Origin of the sequence: Erwinia sp. B116, from assembly GCF_002865965.1 — a bacterium.
Classification (GTDB): domain Bacteria; phylum Pseudomonadota; class Gammaproteobacteria; order Enterobacterales; family Enterobacteriaceae; genus Erwinia.
On sequence record NZ_JRZZ01000004.1, the window covers coordinates 226,618 to 242,296 of the forward strand.

General features: G+C 61.4%; 16 protein-coding genes and 1 pseudogene. 12 read left to right on the forward strand and 5 right to left on the reverse strand.

The features are described from left to right. Positions 1-113 precede the first annotated feature (113 nt). The gene (locus NV64_RS05180; protein WP_056235591.1) at positions 114-623 is read right to left on the reverse strand and encodes a DUF1440 domain-containing protein; all 510 of its coding nucleotides are present in this window, start codon (positions 621-623) and stop codon (positions 114-116) included. Between the two features lie 163 nt (positions 624-786). Here NV64_RS05180 and NV64_RS05185 point away from each other — a divergent pair, with 163 nt between their 5' ends. Further along, positions 787-1,503: a polyphenol oxidase family protein gene (locus NV64_RS05185; RefSeq protein WP_056235588.1), complete on the forward strand. Its 717-nt coding sequence runs from the start codon at positions 787-789 to the stop codon at positions 1,501-1,503. A 105-nt stretch (positions 1,504-1,608) separates the two neighbouring features. On the opposite strand, the gene rlmG is transcribed toward NV64_RS05185, so the two are convergent. Then, positions 1,609-2,736, reverse strand: a complete 1,128-nt coding sequence (gene rlmG / locus NV64_RS05190) for a 23S rRNA (guanine(1835)-N(2))-methyltransferase RlmG (protein ID WP_056235586.1) — start codon at positions 2,734-2,736, stop codon at positions 1,609-1,611. Positions 2,737-2,947: 211 nt separating this feature from the next. Further along, on the reverse strand, positions 2,948-4,297 hold the full coding sequence (locus NV64_RS05195) for an MFS transporter (RefSeq protein WP_056235583.1): 1,350 nt from the start codon (positions 4,295-4,297) through the stop codon (positions 2,948-2,950). 207 nt (positions 4,298-4,504) lie between these two features. On the opposite strand from NV64_RS05195, the gene NV64_RS05200 reads away from it, so the two are divergent. Beyond that, a complete protein-coding gene (locus NV64_RS05200) occupies positions 4,505-5,005 on the forward strand; it encodes a M48 family metallopeptidase (RefSeq protein WP_101505463.1) in 501 nt (166 codons plus the stop codon). 151 nt (positions 5,006-5,156) lie between these two features. Here the strand turns inward: NV64_RS05200 and NV64_RS05205 are convergent, their stop codons facing one another. Continuing rightward, complete coding sequence (locus NV64_RS05205; RefSeq protein ID WP_101505464.1) at positions 5,157-6,842, reverse strand: PTS sugar transporter; 1,686 nt, start codon at positions 6,840-6,842, stop codon at positions 5,157-5,159. Between the two features lie 330 nt (positions 6,843-7,172). After that, on the reverse strand, positions 7,173-8,867 hold the full coding sequence (locus tag NV64_RS05210) for a chloride channel protein (RefSeq protein ID WP_101505465.1): 1,695 nt from the start codon (positions 8,865-8,867) through the stop codon (positions 7,173-7,175). 357 nt (positions 8,868-9,224) lie between these two features. On the opposite strand from NV64_RS05210, the gene NV64_RS05215 reads away from it, so the two are divergent. The 10 genes and pseudogenes from NV64_RS05215 to NV64_RS23905 form a co-directional block, all read left to right on the forward strand. Beyond that, entirely contained in the window at positions 9,225-10,190 is a 966-nt protein-coding gene (locus tag NV64_RS05215) for a TerC family protein (RefSeq protein ID WP_101505466.1), read from the forward strand. A gap of 219 nt (positions 10,191-10,409) precedes the next feature. Then, on the forward strand, positions 10,410-11,663 hold the full coding sequence (gene sstT, locus NV64_RS05220) for a serine/threonine transporter SstT (RefSeq protein ID WP_056236373.1): 1,254 nt from the start codon (positions 10,410-10,412) through the stop codon (positions 11,661-11,663). Between the two features lie 561 nt (positions 11,664-12,224). Beyond that, positions 12,225-12,899, forward strand: coding sequence for a DedA family protein (locus tag NV64_RS05225; RefSeq protein WP_056235569.1), 675 nt, complete (start codon positions 12,225-12,227; stop codon positions 12,897-12,899). Beyond that, on the forward strand, positions 12,899-13,279 hold the full coding sequence (mzrA, locus tag NV64_RS05230) for an EnvZ/OmpR regulon moderator MzrA (RefSeq protein WP_056235566.1): 381 nt from the start codon (positions 12,899-12,901) through the stop codon (positions 13,277-13,279). Before NV64_RS05225 ends, mzrA begins: the two co-directional genes overlap by 1 nt. A 153-nt stretch (positions 13,280-13,432) precedes the next feature. Then, positions 13,433-13,804 (forward strand): DUF1090 domain-containing protein, encoded by a 372-nt coding sequence (locus NV64_RS05235; RefSeq protein WP_056235563.1) that lies wholly within the window; start codon positions 13,433-13,435, stop codon positions 13,802-13,804. Between the two features lie 44 nt (positions 13,805-13,848). Beyond that, on the forward strand, positions 13,849-14,154 hold the full coding sequence (locus NV64_RS05240) for a YqjD family protein (protein ID WP_056235560.1): 306 nt from the start codon (positions 13,849-13,851) through the stop codon (positions 14,152-14,154). Position 14,155: 1 nt separating this feature from the next. After that, a complete protein-coding gene (locus NV64_RS05245) occupies positions 14,156-14,548 on the forward strand; it encodes a phage holin family protein (protein ID WP_056235558.1) in 393 nt (130 codons plus the stop codon). Further along, on the forward strand, positions 14,548-14,832 hold the full coding sequence (locus tag NV64_RS05250; protein WP_056235555.1) for a YqjK-like family protein: 285 nt from the start codon (positions 14,548-14,550) through the stop codon (positions 14,830-14,832). The genes NV64_RS05245 and NV64_RS05250 overlap by 1 nt, the downstream gene beginning before the upstream one ends. A gap of 207 nt (positions 14,833-15,039) precedes the next feature. Further along, positions 15,040-15,432, forward strand: coding sequence for a DoxX family protein (locus tag NV64_RS05255; RefSeq protein ID WP_056235552.1), 393 nt, complete (start codon positions 15,040-15,042; stop codon positions 15,430-15,432). A 123-nt stretch (positions 15,433-15,555) separates the two neighbouring features. After that, positions 15,556-15,679, forward strand: a pseudogene (locus NV64_RS23905) (glutathione S-transferase family protein); the annotation flags it as partial.

The following is a 15,679-nucleotide window of genomic DNA, read 5'->3' on the forward strand; positions in this document are numbered from 1 at the left end:
GAGATCCCCTGCTTCACGGGCAACAAAAAAGAGAGCGCTCAGGGTAGAGCCGCTCTCCTTTTCGGAACGCACAAACTCACTCTGTTAGTCCGTGCTGAATCATGAAAATCAGCTTATCCAACCATCCGCCGGCGCAGATCGCGGCGGAACACCTCAATCGTCCACATCCACAGAATATGCCCGAGGGTTTCCGAGATGAGCTCATCGGCGGGCAGCTGCCACAGCGGCGGCGCCCAGCCGAACAGCGGCAGCATTACGCCGTGAAAACCCACGGTCACCAGCAGCGCAAAAGCCACCCCCTGCCAAAGCTTCACCGCCGGAAAGATCTCCACCAGCCAGCAGTAGAGCATGGCGAAGAAGATTGAGAACAGATGGTGCACCCCGGCTACACCCCAGTTCACCATATGTTCAGACCAGCGATAAATCATTCCGCCGCTGTTAAAACCCAGATCGTCCAGCATTTCCGCCGGTGGAATTGCCCGGCCGGGGGTACGCGGAGGCAGCGGATTTTCCGTGCCCCACTTGACAAAGCTGGCGATGTTGCCGCCGAAAAAACCGGCGATTAAGGCGGGCGTGAAATGGCGGTCACTTCTTTTAGAGCGGCTGAACAGCGTGTTACTCATGGTGTCTTTCCTTTGACGGTTAGTATCGCTGGCGCAGTGTAGTGAAATCATGACCTTAGTTTTGTGCATAGATGGCGAGTAACCAAAAAGCCACGCGGTTAACACGTTAAACGATTATCCTTGCTGGCAGGATAACGTTTTGCCCATTTAACGAGGAGTCGCCATGTCATCCCGCCGTCACTCTGCCCTGCTCTCGCGCCTGGACTGGCTCGATCATGCTTTCCTTCCCGCCGGGGAACGCCCGCCGGAGGGGACGATCTACAACCAGCAGCGCCACAGCGCGCGGGTAGTGGAGAGCCGTGAGGCGCTGCCGGTCAAAAGCGTGGAGGCGGACGGCGTGATCGCAGGCTGCGATCGTCCGGTGGCGGTGTATACCGCCGACTGCCTGCCGATTCTGCTGGCGGATACCCGGCAGCGCCAGGTGGCGGCGGTACACGGCGGGCTGAAGGGGATACTGGGCGGCGTACTGAGCAACGCCATTGACGCGCTCTGTGCGCGGGGCGCCACGCCGCAGAGCCTGTTTATCGCCGTGGGTCCGGCGATTGGCCCGTGCTGCTATGAGCTGGGTGGCGATCTGATTGCGCGCGCAGAGCAGGACGACCCGCAGCAGCTGGCCGCGCTGATGAGCTACGGTACGCAGCAACCGGTTAACCCGGCTGCGGTGCGGCCACAGGCGCAGGGCACCACGGGTGGCGTGTGGTTTGATTTGCCGCTGCTGGCGAAACGCATCGCGCTGCGCGCCGGGGTGCCGGAGCAGCAGATAGAGCTGACGGGCATCTGCACTTACTGCATGGCTGAAGAAGAGGCCAGTTACCGCCGCAACAGTCATACTCAGGGCGGCTACCAGCTGCGTTTCTCATGGATACAACACAGAGGGTAAAACGCCCCGTTATGGCACGGCTGGCCCGCAGAAAACCACAACCTGTACTCACGCTGCCAGTGGCGTCGTAACCAGGCAGAGGATCCAACCCCCTCCACCTGCCGGTTACGGCATCTTCACCGAGCGCAGAATCACGAACTTCTGGTTGGTTTCGACGGTGGTGCAGTTGCCGAACAGCTTCTTCATTTTGTGGTAGTAGTCGAGGTGGCGGTTGCCGACGATGCGCAGCTCGCCGCCGTCCTGCAGGCAGCGGCGCGCGTCGCGGAACATCTGCCAGGCGATATGGTCGGTCACCGCGTTCTGCTGGTGGAACGGCGGGTTGCACAGCACCGCGTGCAGGCGATCGGACGGGTAGCCGGCCAGCACGTTGTTAACGCGAAACTCGCTGCGCGCCAGATCGTCCGGGCGGTTCAGCTCCACGTTGAGTCGGCTGGAGGCGACGGCCATATAGGACTCATCGATAAAATGCACCGTTGCCAGCGGGTTCTGCTGCAGCGCCGTCAGGCCAATCACGCCGTTGCCGCAGCCGAGATCGACGATCTCGCCCTCAATATCGTGCGGCAGGTGCTGCATAAAGAAGCGCGCGCCGATATCGAGACCGCTGCGGGCAAACACGTTGGCGTGGTTGTGGATCTGGTAGTCGGTGCCGTCCAGCGGCCAGACGTGGGTCTCTTTTCCGGCGGCCAGCCCGGGCGCGGTAAAGGTGGTGTAGATCAGCCGCGCCTTTTTCCACGCCAGCGAAGTAGTGGTGGTGCCCAGCACCTTTTCGAACAGCTGCAGGGTGGAGGTGTGGATATCTTTCGCCTTACCGCCGGCGATAATGCGGGTTTCCGGCGTCACCACTTCACGCAGCGCGCGCAGTTGCTGCTCCAGCAGGGCGAGGGTTTTTGGCACTTTCAGCACCACCCGCGACGGCGCGGCCGGCAACGGTGCCAGGCTGTCCAGCAGCTGCACGTCGCACTCGTCGATGCCGTTCAGCGCCAGGTTCTGCCGCGTCGCCTGCTGGTTCAGCCAGGAGTCGCTGATGCTGTAAACGCCCTCACCCGCCAGCGCGCAGCCCAGCGCGCCGAAGGTGTCGTTAAAGATCAGCGTGGTGCCGGCGTGCGGCGTCTCTTCCAGCTGCTTCAGCAGATATTCGTCGGCGGCATCCCAGGCCTGCAACGGGCTCTCTTCGCGCATTTGGGGAAAACGATGCAGCGTTAGCGTGCGGTTGCTCAGTTCGAGTTGGCTCATGGGATCTCCTGCTGGATAAAAATTCCCGCGAGTTATCCCCTAAAACGGCGGCGCAGTAAACGTTTTTCTTAGCGGAACCGTTAAGTTGTGCAGTGTGGGCGCCATCATTGAACGCGCGCGTGCTGACGATTTCAGAGGGCCGGGATGCCGGGCGGGAGCCGGAGAAGTGAATGACGGAGCGCCATTAAGGTCGCTCCGTCGTAGCAGGCAATCAGCGATCCAGCGTCATATCACGCTTTGAGGTTTCCGGCGCGCGCCACACCGCATACGCCGCTACCAGCGCACCGGCCACCATATAGCCGGCCACCAGCGTCCAGTCGTTATGATCCAGCGCGGTCAGCCCCTTCGCCACAAACGGCGTAAAGCCGCCGGCGACGATCGCCCCCAGCTGCGCGCCGATCGACGCCCCGCTGTAGCGCACCTTCGGCCCGAACAGCTCGGTGAAGAAGGCCGGCTGCACCGCGTTAATCGCGTTGTGAGCGATGTTAATCAGCAGGATGTAGCCGAGCACCATCAGCGCAAAGGAGCCGCTCTCCAGCAGCCAGAAGAACGGGAACGCCATCGCGGCGGCCATCAGCGCGCCAAACAGATACACCGGGCGGCGGCCGACCTTATCGGACAACGCGCCAAACAGCGCGTGCATCGGAAACGCCAGCAGGCAGGTGGCCATAATCACGTTAAGCATGGTCTGCTTCTCCACCCCCAGCTGGCTGGTGGCGTAGGAGACGGCAAACACCGTGGCGACGAAAAACGGCACGCTTTCGGCAAAGCGCAGGGTCATAATCAGCAGGATGGTGCGCCAGCGTTCGCGTACTACGGTCACCACCGGGCTTTCGCGTTTCTCCGGCTGCGACCGCGACTGCTGCTGCTTTTGCGCCTGCACCGCGCGGAATACCGGGGTTTCGTCAACGCGGCGGCGCATATACAGGCCGACGCCGACCAGCGCCACGCTGAGCATAAACGGCAGCCGCCAGCCCCAGCTTAACAGCTGATCTTCCGGCAGCTGCGAGACCAGCGCAAACGCACCGGTGGCCAGCAGCTGGCCGGAGAAGCCGCCGGTCTGCGGAATGGCACCGAGCACGCCGCGCCGGTTGGCCGGGGCGCTCTCCACCACCATCAGCATCGCGCCGCCCCACTCGCCGCCAACCAGGAAGCCCTGCACAAAGCGCAGCAGCACCAGCAGGATCGGTGCCCAGATGCCGATGCTGTCATACGAAGGCAGAAGGCCTATCAGGAACGTGGCCGCGCCCATGCCGCCAAGGGTGATCAGCAGGGTGCGCTTGCGCCCCAGCGTGTCGCCCATATGGCCGAAGAAGATGCCGCCCAGCGGCCGCGCCACGAAGCCGACGCCGAAGGTGGCGAACGACGCCAGCATCGCCGCCAGCGGGCTGACGTTGGGGAAAAACACCTTGCTGAACACCAGCGCGCTCGCCAGGCCATACAGCAGGAAATCATAGAATTCGATGGTATTCCCAATCCAGCTTGAGACCACCACCCGGCGAATACCGGCTTTGTCCGGCACCGCCTGCGGGGCTGCCGGCACTTCCAGTGAAACTGACATCACGACCTTCCTCATTAAATTCTGCGGGCGCATGATGCATTTAAATGGGCCGGGAGAGAAACACTTTAGGGTTGAACGGCGGTTTTCTGTGCGCCGGTACGCATTCCCGCCCGCCAGTTAGCCGTTGCCAATGTGCCGGTACGCCCGCACAATAGCGGCGTACAGCGCGCCCGCCGCGCACGTTTCCGGCAAAAGATTCAGAGAACTATGACCCCGCTACGCTATCTCAACGGTTATCCCCCGGCGATCGTCGCCCAGGCACAGACGCTGTTCGACCAGGGCAAAATGGGACTGTGGATGGAGAAACGCTATCCGCACGGCCACGGCGTGCAGACCGATAAGGCGCTGTATCAGTACGTCGGCGACTTTAAGCAGCGCTATCTGAAAAACGCCCCGGCGCTGTCGAAGGTGCTGTTTGATAACAGGCAGAATCCGGTAAAGGGCACGCTGGGCACCAATACCTTTGTCTCCCGCGTGCAGGGCGGTAAGTTGAAGAGCAACAATGAAATCCGCATCGCCACGCTGTTCCGCAACGGGCCGGAGGATTTTCTGCGTATGATCGTGGTGCACGAGCTGGCGCACCTGAAGGAGAAGGATCACAACAAGGCGTTTTACCAGCTGTGCTGCCATATGGAGCCGGACTACCACCAGCTGGAGTTTGATATGCGCCTGTGGCTGAACTGGCGGGAGCGGGCTGAGAAAGAGTAACGAAACGGGCGCTGTGCCCGGCAGGCGCGACCACAGCACAGCCGCCCGCCGCCAACCTGCGATGACGGACGCGACGCCGCTGCACGCATCCGGCCATCCGGCGGCGCAACGTCTCACCGCCGAATAACCATCAGTTAAGCACCGTCAGCCTTCAGGCAGCCGGTGCCCCGGCCTCTTTCTTCGCCACCGCCTTAAAGCGGTTCGCCACCAGCGTGCTGATGCAGGTCAGCACCATCACCAGCGTCATCACCATCGCCATATACAGCGCGTTATTCGAGACGAACGGTGAGGCGAAGGCCGGTACGTAGGCCACCCCCTTGACGTTAAAGTAACCCAGCAGCATGCCCCCCAGCCCCGACCAGAGGATCGCCGAGCAGAACACCACCTTGTTGGCGAACATAAACGGATAGGCGGACTCGACGAAGGTGCCAAAGCCGAGGTTAATCATCAGGCCCGGCGTGGCGACCGCCGCCTCGCTGCGCTCGCGCGGGGCGATGACGTTCGCCAGGTTGATGCCGGCGGCGACCATCACCAGCCCGACCATATCCACCGCACCGAGGAAGCTGACGCCGGATTTTTCCATCTCCAGCAGCACCAGCGGCAGGATCACCGCGTGGTAGACGCCCGCCAGTATGGCCGGCCAGATCACCAGCCCGGCAATCAGCCCGGCCAGCAGCGGGCTGAACGCCAGGGTTTCCGCAATCGCCAGCTTGATCGCGTCACCGGCGATCAGCGCCAGCGGGCTGAGCAGATAGTGCATAATCAGCCCGGCCGCCAGCCCGGAGATCCCCCCGGCGACGATATTGACGGTGGTCATCGGGAAGCGCCAGTTCAGGCACAGTTCAAACAGGTAACGCACAAAGATCCCCGCCAGCACCCCGCCGATAATGCCGCCGAGAATACCGCCTTCGACCGACAGCACCCCGGCAATGACGCCGGAGACGATCGAAACTTCATCCAGTTCAGAGATCTGTTTCGCCGCCAGCACCGCCACCAGCACCGGCAGGCCTTTCAGCAGGATTTCAAAGATGTCGTTGAGCTTTTCCAGCCCCGGAATATGGCTGGCGGCCAGCACCAGCGCCATGGCGATAAAGCCCGGCAGCGCGGGCAGCATAATGCCGCGGATGTTAAAGCGCTTTAGCAGGCTTTTACCGGAGGCGCTGCTGCCGGAGGGGCTGCCGCCGAGGTCGGGGCGGTATTTAATACCCCAGTGCTTTGCCAGGCAGGCCACAAACGACACCGCGCGGGTGCGGCTGGTGGTGCCGATGGTGCCGGAGACGGCAACCACGTTGGCGTTGGCCGCCGCGATCAGCGCCATCGAGGTGCCGCCGGTGCCGACGATCGGCAGCCGGGTTGCTGCCGCGGCCTGCAGGGCTTCCCGGTTGGCTCCCTGGGGGTCGGCGCTCATCACCATCAGGCCGTCGATCTGCCCGTCACGGATCTGCTGCGCGATCGCCACGTCCGTTGCCGCTGCCGCTGCGTTCACGGCTGCCAGCGTGCCGCTGAAGCTGCGCTGCGGTGCGGCCGAATCACGGTAGCCGCGCGCCGATGCGCGGCTGTCACCGTCAGGCAGAGCGGCCTCTCCTGCCGTGACGCTCTGCCCGCTATCCGCTACTGAGGAGAGGTCATGCCCGGCCGGCAGCGTCCACAGCGCGGCGGGCGTGGCGGCTTTCACCCCGTCCATCGAGGCCTCGGCGGCGATAAACTGCACCGCCGCCACGGTCATGCCGGCCGCGGCGCACTGGGCATAGATCTCCGCCAGCAGCTTAGCCGGATCGGCCCCGCCGAGGTTATACAGGTTGCCGCCGCTGCTGCCGATAATGGCTATCTTTTTCATTTTTTCCCCGAAAACACCGCTGAATTAACCCATTTATCCTCATTGTGCCGTGATCCTGACCCCAGGTAAAAAACCGCCAGGCCACAACGCCTGTACGACACACCAGCCGGAAAACAATTTTTGATGATAAATGCCGTGTCTGGCAGGGAAAATGAAACAACCGCCTGACTCCGCGTTCAATTGCAGGATCATGCAGCTAATTAGCCGTCGGCTGGCGTGCTGCGGAAGGTGGATTACAACGGACAGGTCGCGCCGCTGAATGCAGCAACGCCGGTCAGCGCCACGGGCAGCAACGCTTCGGCCGGTGCTGCCTGCGGTACTGGCCGTGCGTCAGATAAAGTCGCGCGCCTTCTGGATCAGGCTGGTTTTGGTCAGCGCGCCGAGGAACGTGCGCTCGGTCGGATTGTTCAGCACCGGCAGGCGCTCCAGCGTCACCTCGGCGAAGGCTTCCCAGCCCTCGCGGATGGTCTGGCTGGCGAACACGGTCGGGAACTGGCTGTCCATCACGCAGCTGACCGGGGAGGTCAGGGTAATCTCCTTATCCAGCACCTTGTGGGAAATATCGTGGATCGATACCACGCCAAGAAACGCCCCGGCGTGGCTGACCACATAGACGAACCGCTCCCGCTTGATCGAACTGACCGCCAGCGCCTTGCCGACCGAGTCCTCCGGGGTCAGCGCCGCGCCGGGAACGATGAACTGCGCGATGATGCCGTTATCAAAGTCGAACTTGGCGTCCGATCGGCTGAAGTGGCGGCCGATAACCGGGTAGGTGCTGCCGGCGTGCAGCTGCCAGGCGATCATTGAGGCCAGCACGCAGGCGATCATCGACGGGAACAGCAGGCTGCTGTTCAGCGTCATCTCCAGCACCATCAGCATCGCCATCAGCGGTGCCTGGCTGACCGCGGCCAGCACCGCGCCCATGCCGATAGCGGCAAAGACTTCGGCGTTGCCTACCGGCAGCCCCAGCGCGGCGGCAACCAGCGCCAGCGCTTCGCCGGCCAGCGCACCGGTCAGCAGCGCCGGGGTGAACAGCCCGCCTACCGCACTGGAGCCGACGGAGATAGCCGTCGCCAGCATTTTTAACAGCAGCAGCATCAGCAGCACCGGCAGCAGGAAGTCGCCGGCCATCACCCGCACGATCACTTCATAGCCGTTGCCGAGGATCTGCGTGCTGCCGATGGCCAGCCCGCCCACCAGCAGGCCGCCCAGCCCGAGCCGCAGCGGCAGGCTGGCAATATGGCTGAAGCCGCGGCGACTGAGGCCGATCAGGCTAAGCAGCGCCCAGCCGAGCAACCCGGCCAGCAACCCGGTGAGCAGCGTCAGGCCGATGCTGCCGGGGGTGAGGTCAAACTGGGCGTGAGAAAACGGGTAGATGGCGGAGCGGTAGCCGAGCGACCACATGGTCAGCACCGCCGCTCCGGCGGAGATAATCAGCGGGATCAGCCGCTGCATCGCCGAGATGCCAAAGGCGATCTCGGCGACAAAAATCGCCGACGCCAGCGGCGCATGGTAGACGGAAGCAAGGCCGGCGGCGGCGGCCATCGCCACCAGGTCGCTGTTCTTCAGCGGCAGCGAACGGAACAGCCAGCGCCCCATCAGGCTGCCGCTCAGCGCCGACAGCTGCACCATCGGCCCCTCACGCCCGAGCGACGCCCCGCTGCTGATGCTGGCCAGCGAGGAGAGGCTGCGAAACAGCGAGGTGCGCGCCGGCACCGCGTCCAGCCGCGCGTTAATCACCTCCAGATAGTCGGTGCGCCGCGTCTCTTTCTGCTCCAGCGCCGTGGCATAACGCAGGAAAAATCCGGCAATCACGCCGCCGATGCCGACGATCAGCGGCCAGCTGTACCACGGCCAGACCTGCATCGCGCGGGTGATATCCTCACCGCCGCCGCGAAAGGCCACGGCGTTAATCAGCGCGATCGCCTCGCGAAAGCCCAGCGTCACCAGCGAGGCGACCAGCCCGACCGGGATCGCCACCAGCAAACTGGTCCAGTTCAGTGCATGTTTACTGCCCGCGCTCATGATGCTCCCTCAGGGGTCAAATCCGCTCTGCGCCTATCCTGAAAGAGCCGGGGCAAAAAATCAAATCACCCGCGCCGCGCCGCGCTGAACCGCCCTGTAAATATTTCTAAATATTGCCGGGCGCAATTGACCTTCCTCCTGCGCTCACCTATCTTCATTTTTAGCAAAGGGGAGTAACTTCATTGCCGGCTAATCGTCACTACGGTGCTCACGCACCCGGTTACCGGGCAACCCAGGCAGATTCTGATCCTGTGTTGTAAGTGAGACCTTGCCGGAAGGCGAGGTCTGCTTACAGCATTAACACCACTGTGGCTGACGTCTTCCGATGTCAGCCATTTGTTTTTACGGGATACGCATATGAATACTGTAGGTACGCCGTTGCTCTGGGGCACCTTTGCCGTGGTGGTGGTAATTATGCTGGCCGTCGACCTGCTGCTGCAGGGCAAACGCGGCGCGCACACCATGACCATGAAACAGGCCGCCGCCTGGTCGCTGGTCTGGGTGACCCTTTCGCTGTTGTTTAACGCCGCCTTCTGGTGGTATCTCACCACCACCGCCGGCCGCGAAGTTGCCGATGCGCAGGCGCTGGCGTTCCTCACCGGTTATCTGATTGAAAAAGCCCTGGCGGTGGATAACGTCTTCGTCTGGCTGATGCTGTTCAGCTACTTTGCGGTACCCGCCGCGCTGCAGCGCCGGGTGCTGATTTACGGCGTGCTGGGCGCGATCGTGCTGCGCACCATTATGATCTTCGCCGGCAGCTGGCTGGTGACCCAGTTCAGCTGGCTGCTCTATCTGTTCGGCGCCTTCCTGCTGTTTACCGGGATTAAGATGGCGCTGGCGAAAGAGGATGATAACGCCATCGGCGATAAGCCGCTGGTACGCTGGCTGCGCGGCCACCTGCGGATGACCGATAAAATCGAGGGCGAGAAGTTCTTCGTGCGGCAGAACGGCCTGCTGTACGCCACGCCGCTGCTGCTGGTGCTGATTATGGTCGAGCTGAGCGACGTGATCTTCGCCGTTGACAGTATCCCGGCGATCTTCGCGGTGACCACCGACCCGTTTATCGTGCTGACCTCAAACCTGTTTGCCATCCTTGGCCTGCGCGCGATGTACTTCCTGCTGGCCAACGTGGCCGAGCGCTTCTCAATGCTGAAGTACGGATTGTCGCTGATTCTGGTGTTTATCGGCGTGAAAATGCTGATCGTCGACCTGTTACATATCCCGATCGCCATCTCGCTGGGCGTGGTGGGCGGTATTCTGGCGCTGACGCTGCTGATTAACGCCTGGGTTAACCACCGCAACGACCGTCAGGCCGGGCGATAAGCCCGCATTAAATGAGGGCCGCAGTTGCGGCCCTTAAACGTTTTAACCGCATATTCTGCGCGGTTTATGCACAAAATTGCCGTTACAGAGGCGAGATATCGCGAATTATCCCTTTCCCTGCACGTACATTTCCTTATACTCCCCTGCGCAAACACCTCATGCTCCCGTCATTGAACTGCCGGGCGGCTGACATTCATTACCACAGTGATTCTAAAAATTATGCCAACTGAAAAACGTGGCGGCGGCCTGATTCAGCGCCTGCTGCAGGGTAGCCTGGTAACTCAGATTATGATTGGCCTGCTGGCGGGTATCGCCCTGGCCTGGTTCTCGAAAAGCAATGCGCTGGCGGTGGGCCTGCTGGGTGAGCTGTTCGTCAGCGCCCTGAAGGCGGTCGCCCCGCTGCTGGTGCTGGTGCTGGTGGTCTCTTCGATCGCTAACCATCAGCAGGGGACGAAAACCAATATTCGCCCGATCGTGATGCTGTATCTGCTCAGCACCTTCTTTGCCGCCATCGTGGCGGTGGTCGCCAGCCATCTGCTGCCGCAGAACCTGACGCTGTCGACGGCCGCGGTGGAGATCACGCCGCCGAGCGGCATTATGGCGGTACTGCACGGCCTGCTGATGAGCATGGTCTCTAACCCGATTGAAGCGCTGATGAAGGCTAACTATATCGGCATCCTGGTGTGGGCGATCGGCCTCGGCTTTGCCTTCCGCCACAGCAGCGCCAGCACCCGCACCTTCCTCAACGACGCGTCCGATGCGGTGACCCGGCTGGTGCGCATCGTGATCCGCTTCGCGCCGATCGGCATTTTTGGCCTGGTGGGTTCGATCCTCGCCTCGACCGGCTTTGACGCACTGTGGGACTACGCCCATCTGCTCGGCCTGCTGCTCGGCTGTATGCTGCTGATGGCGCTGGTGTTCAACCCGATTCTGGTCTGGTGGCAGATCCGCCGCAACCCCTATCCGCTGGTGTTTATGTGCCTGCGTGAAAGCGGCGTAACCGCCTTCTTCACCCGCAGTTCGGCCGCCAATATCCCGGTAAATATGGCGCTGGCGAAGAAGCTGAACCTCGATGAAGACACCTACTCGGTATCGATCCCGATCGGGGCCAATATCAGCATGGCCGGCGCGTCAATCACCATCACCGTGCTGACGCTGGCCGCGGTTAACACGCTGGGCATCCACGTTGACGTCGGCACCGCGATCCTGCTGAGCCTGGTGGCCTCGATCTGCGCCTGCGGCGCGTCCGGCGTGGCCGGTGGCTCGCTGCTGCTGATCCCGGTGGCCTGTAACATGTTTGGCATTCCGAACGATGTGGCGATGCAGGTGGTCGCGGTCGGCTTTATCATCGGCGTGCTGCAGGACTCCGCAGAGACGGCGCTGAATTCTTCCGCCGATATTCTGTTCTGTGCGGCGGCCTGCCAGGCCGAAGATCGCCGCAACGCTCAGGCGCTGGTACGTTCTCAGCAGTAATCGCACGCCCGGGGCCGCCGCCCTGCGGCCCGCTCTCTGATGCCGGACCTCATCTCCGCCGCCAGACCTGCACGTTTGCCGGTTCCTGCCGCTGAATTTCCTGCCGGCCCACGGGCCGCATCCCCACCCTGCGACCGCTACCCTCCGGACGCTGGCCGGTATAGCGGGCAGCGGCTTTGCCACGGCAGATTCGCCGCTGACTTTGTAAAAAACGGCCCGTTGCGTAGGGTCGACAGTTGCAGCGCGAATAAGTGGCACTTTTCAGCGCCCGGGGTCAGCATTCGTCCAATTATGTCAGCCTGTGTAAAGCTCTTTCACATCCGCTGCGCACAACGGTAAAACATCACCAGACTGGCGTTTCATCCTGTCCAGCTCTGCTTAAATTTGTTACAGTTATTTGCCGTTACTCACCCGCAATGTCCGGGTTAAGCAAGCGGCCCATTGTGCTAAAACACGCGTGTTCAGCCGCCCCTCGGCTGGCAATGGCGCACCCAAAAAAACGATTAATTCAGCGTGCCAGCTTGCCGGAAATCGGGCCCATTATGATGTTCAGGACTGTTGATGGATATTTTTAAAGATTTACTGCACGCGCTCTGGCAGCAGGATTATGTCACCCTGGCCGATCCGTCGCTGGTCTGGACGCTCTACTTCGTGCTGTTTATGATCCTGTTTCTGGAAAACGGCCTGCTGCCGGCCGCCTTTCTGCCCGGAGACAGTCTGCTGATTCTGGTCGGCGTGCTGATCGCCAAGGGCACCATGAGCTTCCCCCTGACGCTGCTTATTTTGACCACCGGGGCCAGCCTCGGCTGCTGGGTGAGCTATATTCAGGGCCGCTGGCTCGGTAACACCCCGCTGGTGCAAAAATGGCTGGCGCATCTGCCCGCTCAGTATCATCAGCGGGCGCATCAGATGTTCCACCGGCATGGCCTGTCGGCCCTGCTGATCGGCCGCTTTATCGCGTTTGTGCGCACGCTGCTGCCGACCATCGCCGGGTTGTCCGGCCTCAGCAACGCCCGTTTTCAGTTCTTTAACTGGATGAGCGGACTGCTTTGGGTGCTGATCCTTACCGTGCTCGGTTTTGCGCTGGGGAAAACGCCGCTGTTTCGCAAGTATGAAGATCAGCTGATGATCTGCCTGATGCTGCTGCCGCTGGTGCTGCTGGTCTGCGGCCTGTTTGGCTCACTGTACGTGCTGTGGCGAAAAAAACAGTCCTCTCCTAAAGCAGGGGGCCAGTGATGCGCTGGCCCTTTTTCCGCCTCTCCGCGCGTTCGCTGCGGCTGGCCCCCTGGCTGCTGCTGGCCGGGGTAGCGCTGCTCGGCCTGACGCTGATGCCGGCGCTGTTCCGCACCGACAGCTCGCTGCAGATCCGCAGCTCACGGCAGGGCAGCAGCCCACCGGATGGCTTTTACGTCTATCAGTCGCTCAGCGCACAGGGTATCCGCATAAAAAGCATCACTCCGGAGCAGAATACGCTGGTGATCAAATTCGACTCTCAGGAGCAGAGCCTGGCGGCCGAGAAAGTGCTGCGCGAACTGCTGCCGTTCGGTTTCGCCATTGACCACCCCGAGGCAACGACCACCACGCGCTGGTTTGGTCGCCTGAACCTGCGGACCTGAATCACCTGGCCGCCCTCCTGCGGTGGCTATTTCTCCCGACTTTTTGAGCTTTTCTGGTTTTCTGTCTATGCTTTACTGACCACCACTCGCTATTTCCCTGTATCAGTAATCCGATGCCGTTAGCAGGTATCGCTAAAGAAAGGAATCTTATCCATGATCACTCGACCGATCCTCGCTGCCGTTCTGCTTAGCCTCACCTCGCTCACGCAGGCCGCCGGTCTGTGCCAGCAGAAAGAGCAGGCCATTCAGCATGAAATTGATATTGCGCGCCAGCATAATAACCCGCACCGGGTTAGCGGGCTGGAGCGGGCGTTGACCGAAACGCGGGCTAACTGTTCCGATGCCAGCGTGCGGGCTGCACACCAGCAGAAGATTAAGGAACATCAGCAGAAGGTATCCGAACGCGAGCAGGAGCTGAAACAGGAGCGGGCGGAGGGTGGCGATCGGAAGAAGATCGCCAAACGTGAGAAAAAACTGGCTGAGGCTCAACGCGAGCTGAAGGACGTTCAGGCTGCCCCCTATTAAGGCACAGCGCTGGCTAAATACCGATTACTCATCAGGAGTGTTTTATGTCTAAAGATACCACCTCAGAACATCTGCGCGCCGAGCTGAAAAACCTTGCCGATACCCTGGACGAGGTGCTTAGCACCTCCGGCGAAAAATCGAAGGCCGAACTGGACAAGCTGCGCAGCAAGGCGCAAAGCGCGCTGAAAGACACCCGTGCCCGCCTCGGTGAGTCCGGCGACCGTATTGCCCAGAGCACCCGTGAAGCGGCAGAGCGCACCGATGTCTACGTCCGCGACAACCCGTGGACCAGCGTCGGTATCGGTGCCGCCATTGGCGTGGTGCTGGGTGTGCTGCTGACCCGTCGCTGATATGGCAGACCGTCAGCAAAGCCACGGCCCCGGCCAGGGGGTCATTAACGTCGGCCAGCGTATCGTTACTACGCTGGTTGGCATCGTGGAAACCCGCGTGCGGCTGGCGGTGGTTGAGCTGGAAGAGGAGAAAGCCAACCTTATCCAGATGCTGCTGATGATCGGCCTGACCATGCTGTTTACCGCCTTTGGGTTGATGAGCCTGATGGTGCTGATTATCTGGGCGGTCGACGCACAGTACCGGCTGATGGCGATAGCCATTACCACCGGCGTGCTGTTCGCGCTGGCGCTGATTTTCGGCCTGTGGACGCTGGCCAAGTCGCGGCGTTCGACCCTGCTCAGCGCCACCCGGAAGGAGCTGAGCACCGATCGCAAGCTGCTGGAGGATGACTAATGTCCAGCCGTGAACGCCGCGAGCGTAAAGCCGAACTGCTGCGTAAGGTGTATCAACAGCGCCTCGACCTCAGCGCCGGGCGTAAGGCCTGGCTGGAGAGCACCACCCGTTACGATCACGGCTGGCTGGCGCTGCTCAGCGCCAAACGCTATCTGGCGATCGGCAGCGGCGTGCTGGCTATCTGGTCGGTGCGTAACCCGCGCTTTATCACCCGCTGGGCACGGCGTGGACTGGGCGCATGGAGCACCTGGCGCATGGTGCGCAACGTCATTCCCCGCCGCTAATGGCCGGCCGCAAACACCACGCGGCCGCGCTTTTATCCCCTCTGCAAATTTCCTGAACAACTTCGACGAATTATCTCGCTTACAATGCGTCAGACTCACCAGTAATATCCACCTCAACGACCAGCACTGAAAGCTAAGACAGCGTCAGGCCGGGCTAAATCAGGTCAAACAGACAGTGCGACCCCCCTATTGTTGTTGAGGATTAAAATGAAAAAATTAGAAGATGCAGGTTTCCTGGTCGCACGTATCCTGATGCCAGTTCTGTTCATCGTAGCAGGCTGGGGCAAAATCACCGGCTATGCAGGCACCCAGCAGTATATGGAAGCAATGGGCGTACCGGGCTTCTTCCTGCCGCTGACCATCCTGCTGGAGTTCGGTGGCGGCCTGGCGATTCTGTTCGGTTTCTTCACCCGCACCACCGCGCTGATCACCGCCGTGTTCACCGTGCTGACCGCGCTGCTGTTCCACGCTAACTTTGCGGAAGGCGCCAACTCAATTATGTTTATGAAGAACTTCAGCATTGCCGGTGGTTTCCTGCTGCTGGCCATCACCGGCCCTGGCGCTTACAGCATCGACCGCCTGCTGGGTAAAAAGTGGTAAATTGCCGCGGCCAGGCGGCCAGGCCTTAATCAGGCGGGTGCCATTGCGGCCAGACGGGGTCTACACTTGAAGAAGTCGGGGCGGGGGTTACTCCCTGCCCCTTTTATTTTTTAGGGAGGAAGTATGGGACAGTTAATCGAAGGCGTATGGCACGACACCTGGTACGACACCAAATCGACCGGCGGGCGTTTTAAGCGCTCAGAAGCGATTTTCCGCAACTGGGTAACTGCCGATGGCGAAGCCGGCC

Bases quoted from the DNA above. Each gene is read 5' to 3' on its own strand.
- sstT (WP_056236373.1), top strand. From the start codon at position 10,410: ATGCCAACTGAAAAACGTGGCGGCGGCCTGATTCAGCGCCTGCTGCAG.
- NV64_RS05180 (WP_056235591.1), bottom strand. From the start codon at position 623: ATGAGTAACACGCTGTTCAGCCGCTCTAAAAGAAGTGACCGCCATTTC.
- NV64_RS05225 (WP_056235569.1), top strand. From the start codon at position 12,225: ATGGATATTTTTAAAGATTTACTGCACGCGCTCTGGCAGCAGGATTAT.
- NV64_RS05200 (WP_101505463.1), top strand. From the start codon at position 4,505: ATGACCCCGCTACGCTATCTCAACGGTTATCCCCCGGCGATCGTCGCC.
- NV64_RS05255 (WP_056235552.1), top strand. From the start codon at position 15,040: ATGAAAAAATTAGAAGATGCAGGTTTCCTGGTCGCACGTATCCTGATG.
- NV64_RS05250 (WP_056235555.1), top strand. From the start codon at position 14,548: ATGTCCAGCCGTGAACGCCGCGAGCGTAAAGCCGAACTGCTGCGTAAG.
- rlmG (WP_056235586.1), bottom strand. From the start codon at position 2,736: ATGAGCCAACTCGAACTGAGCAACCGCACGCTAACGCTGCATCGTTTT.
- NV64_RS05185 (WP_056235588.1), top strand. From the start codon at position 787: ATGTCATCCCGCCGTCACTCTGCCCTGCTCTCGCGCCTGGACTGGCTC.
- NV64_RS05235 (WP_056235563.1), top strand. From the start codon at position 13,433: ATGATCACTCGACCGATCCTCGCTGCCGTTCTGCTTAGCCTCACCTCG.
- NV64_RS05215 (WP_101505466.1), top strand. From the start codon at position 9,225: ATGAATACTGTAGGTACGCCGTTGCTCTGGGGCACCTTTGCCGTGGTG.
- mzrA (WP_056235566.1), top strand. From the start codon at position 12,899: ATGCGCTGGCCCTTTTTCCGCCTCTCCGCGCGTTCGCTGCGGCTGGCC.
- NV64_RS05195 (WP_056235583.1), bottom strand. From the start codon at position 4,297: ATGTCAGTTTCACTGGAAGTGCCGGCAGCCCCGCAGGCGGTGCCGGAC.
- NV64_RS05205 (WP_101505464.1), bottom strand. From the start codon at position 6,842: ATGAAAAAGATAGCCATTATCGGCAGCAGCGGCGGCAACCTGTATAAC.
- NV64_RS05240 (WP_056235560.1), top strand. From the start codon at position 13,849: ATGTCTAAAGATACCACCTCAGAACATCTGCGCGCCGAGCTGAAAAAC.
- NV64_RS05245 (WP_056235558.1), top strand. From the start codon at position 14,156: ATGGCAGACCGTCAGCAAAGCCACGGCCCCGGCCAGGGGGTCATTAAC.
- NV64_RS05210 (WP_101505465.1), bottom strand. From the start codon at position 8,867: ATGAGCGCGGGCAGTAAACATGCACTGAACTGGACCAGTTTGCTGGTG.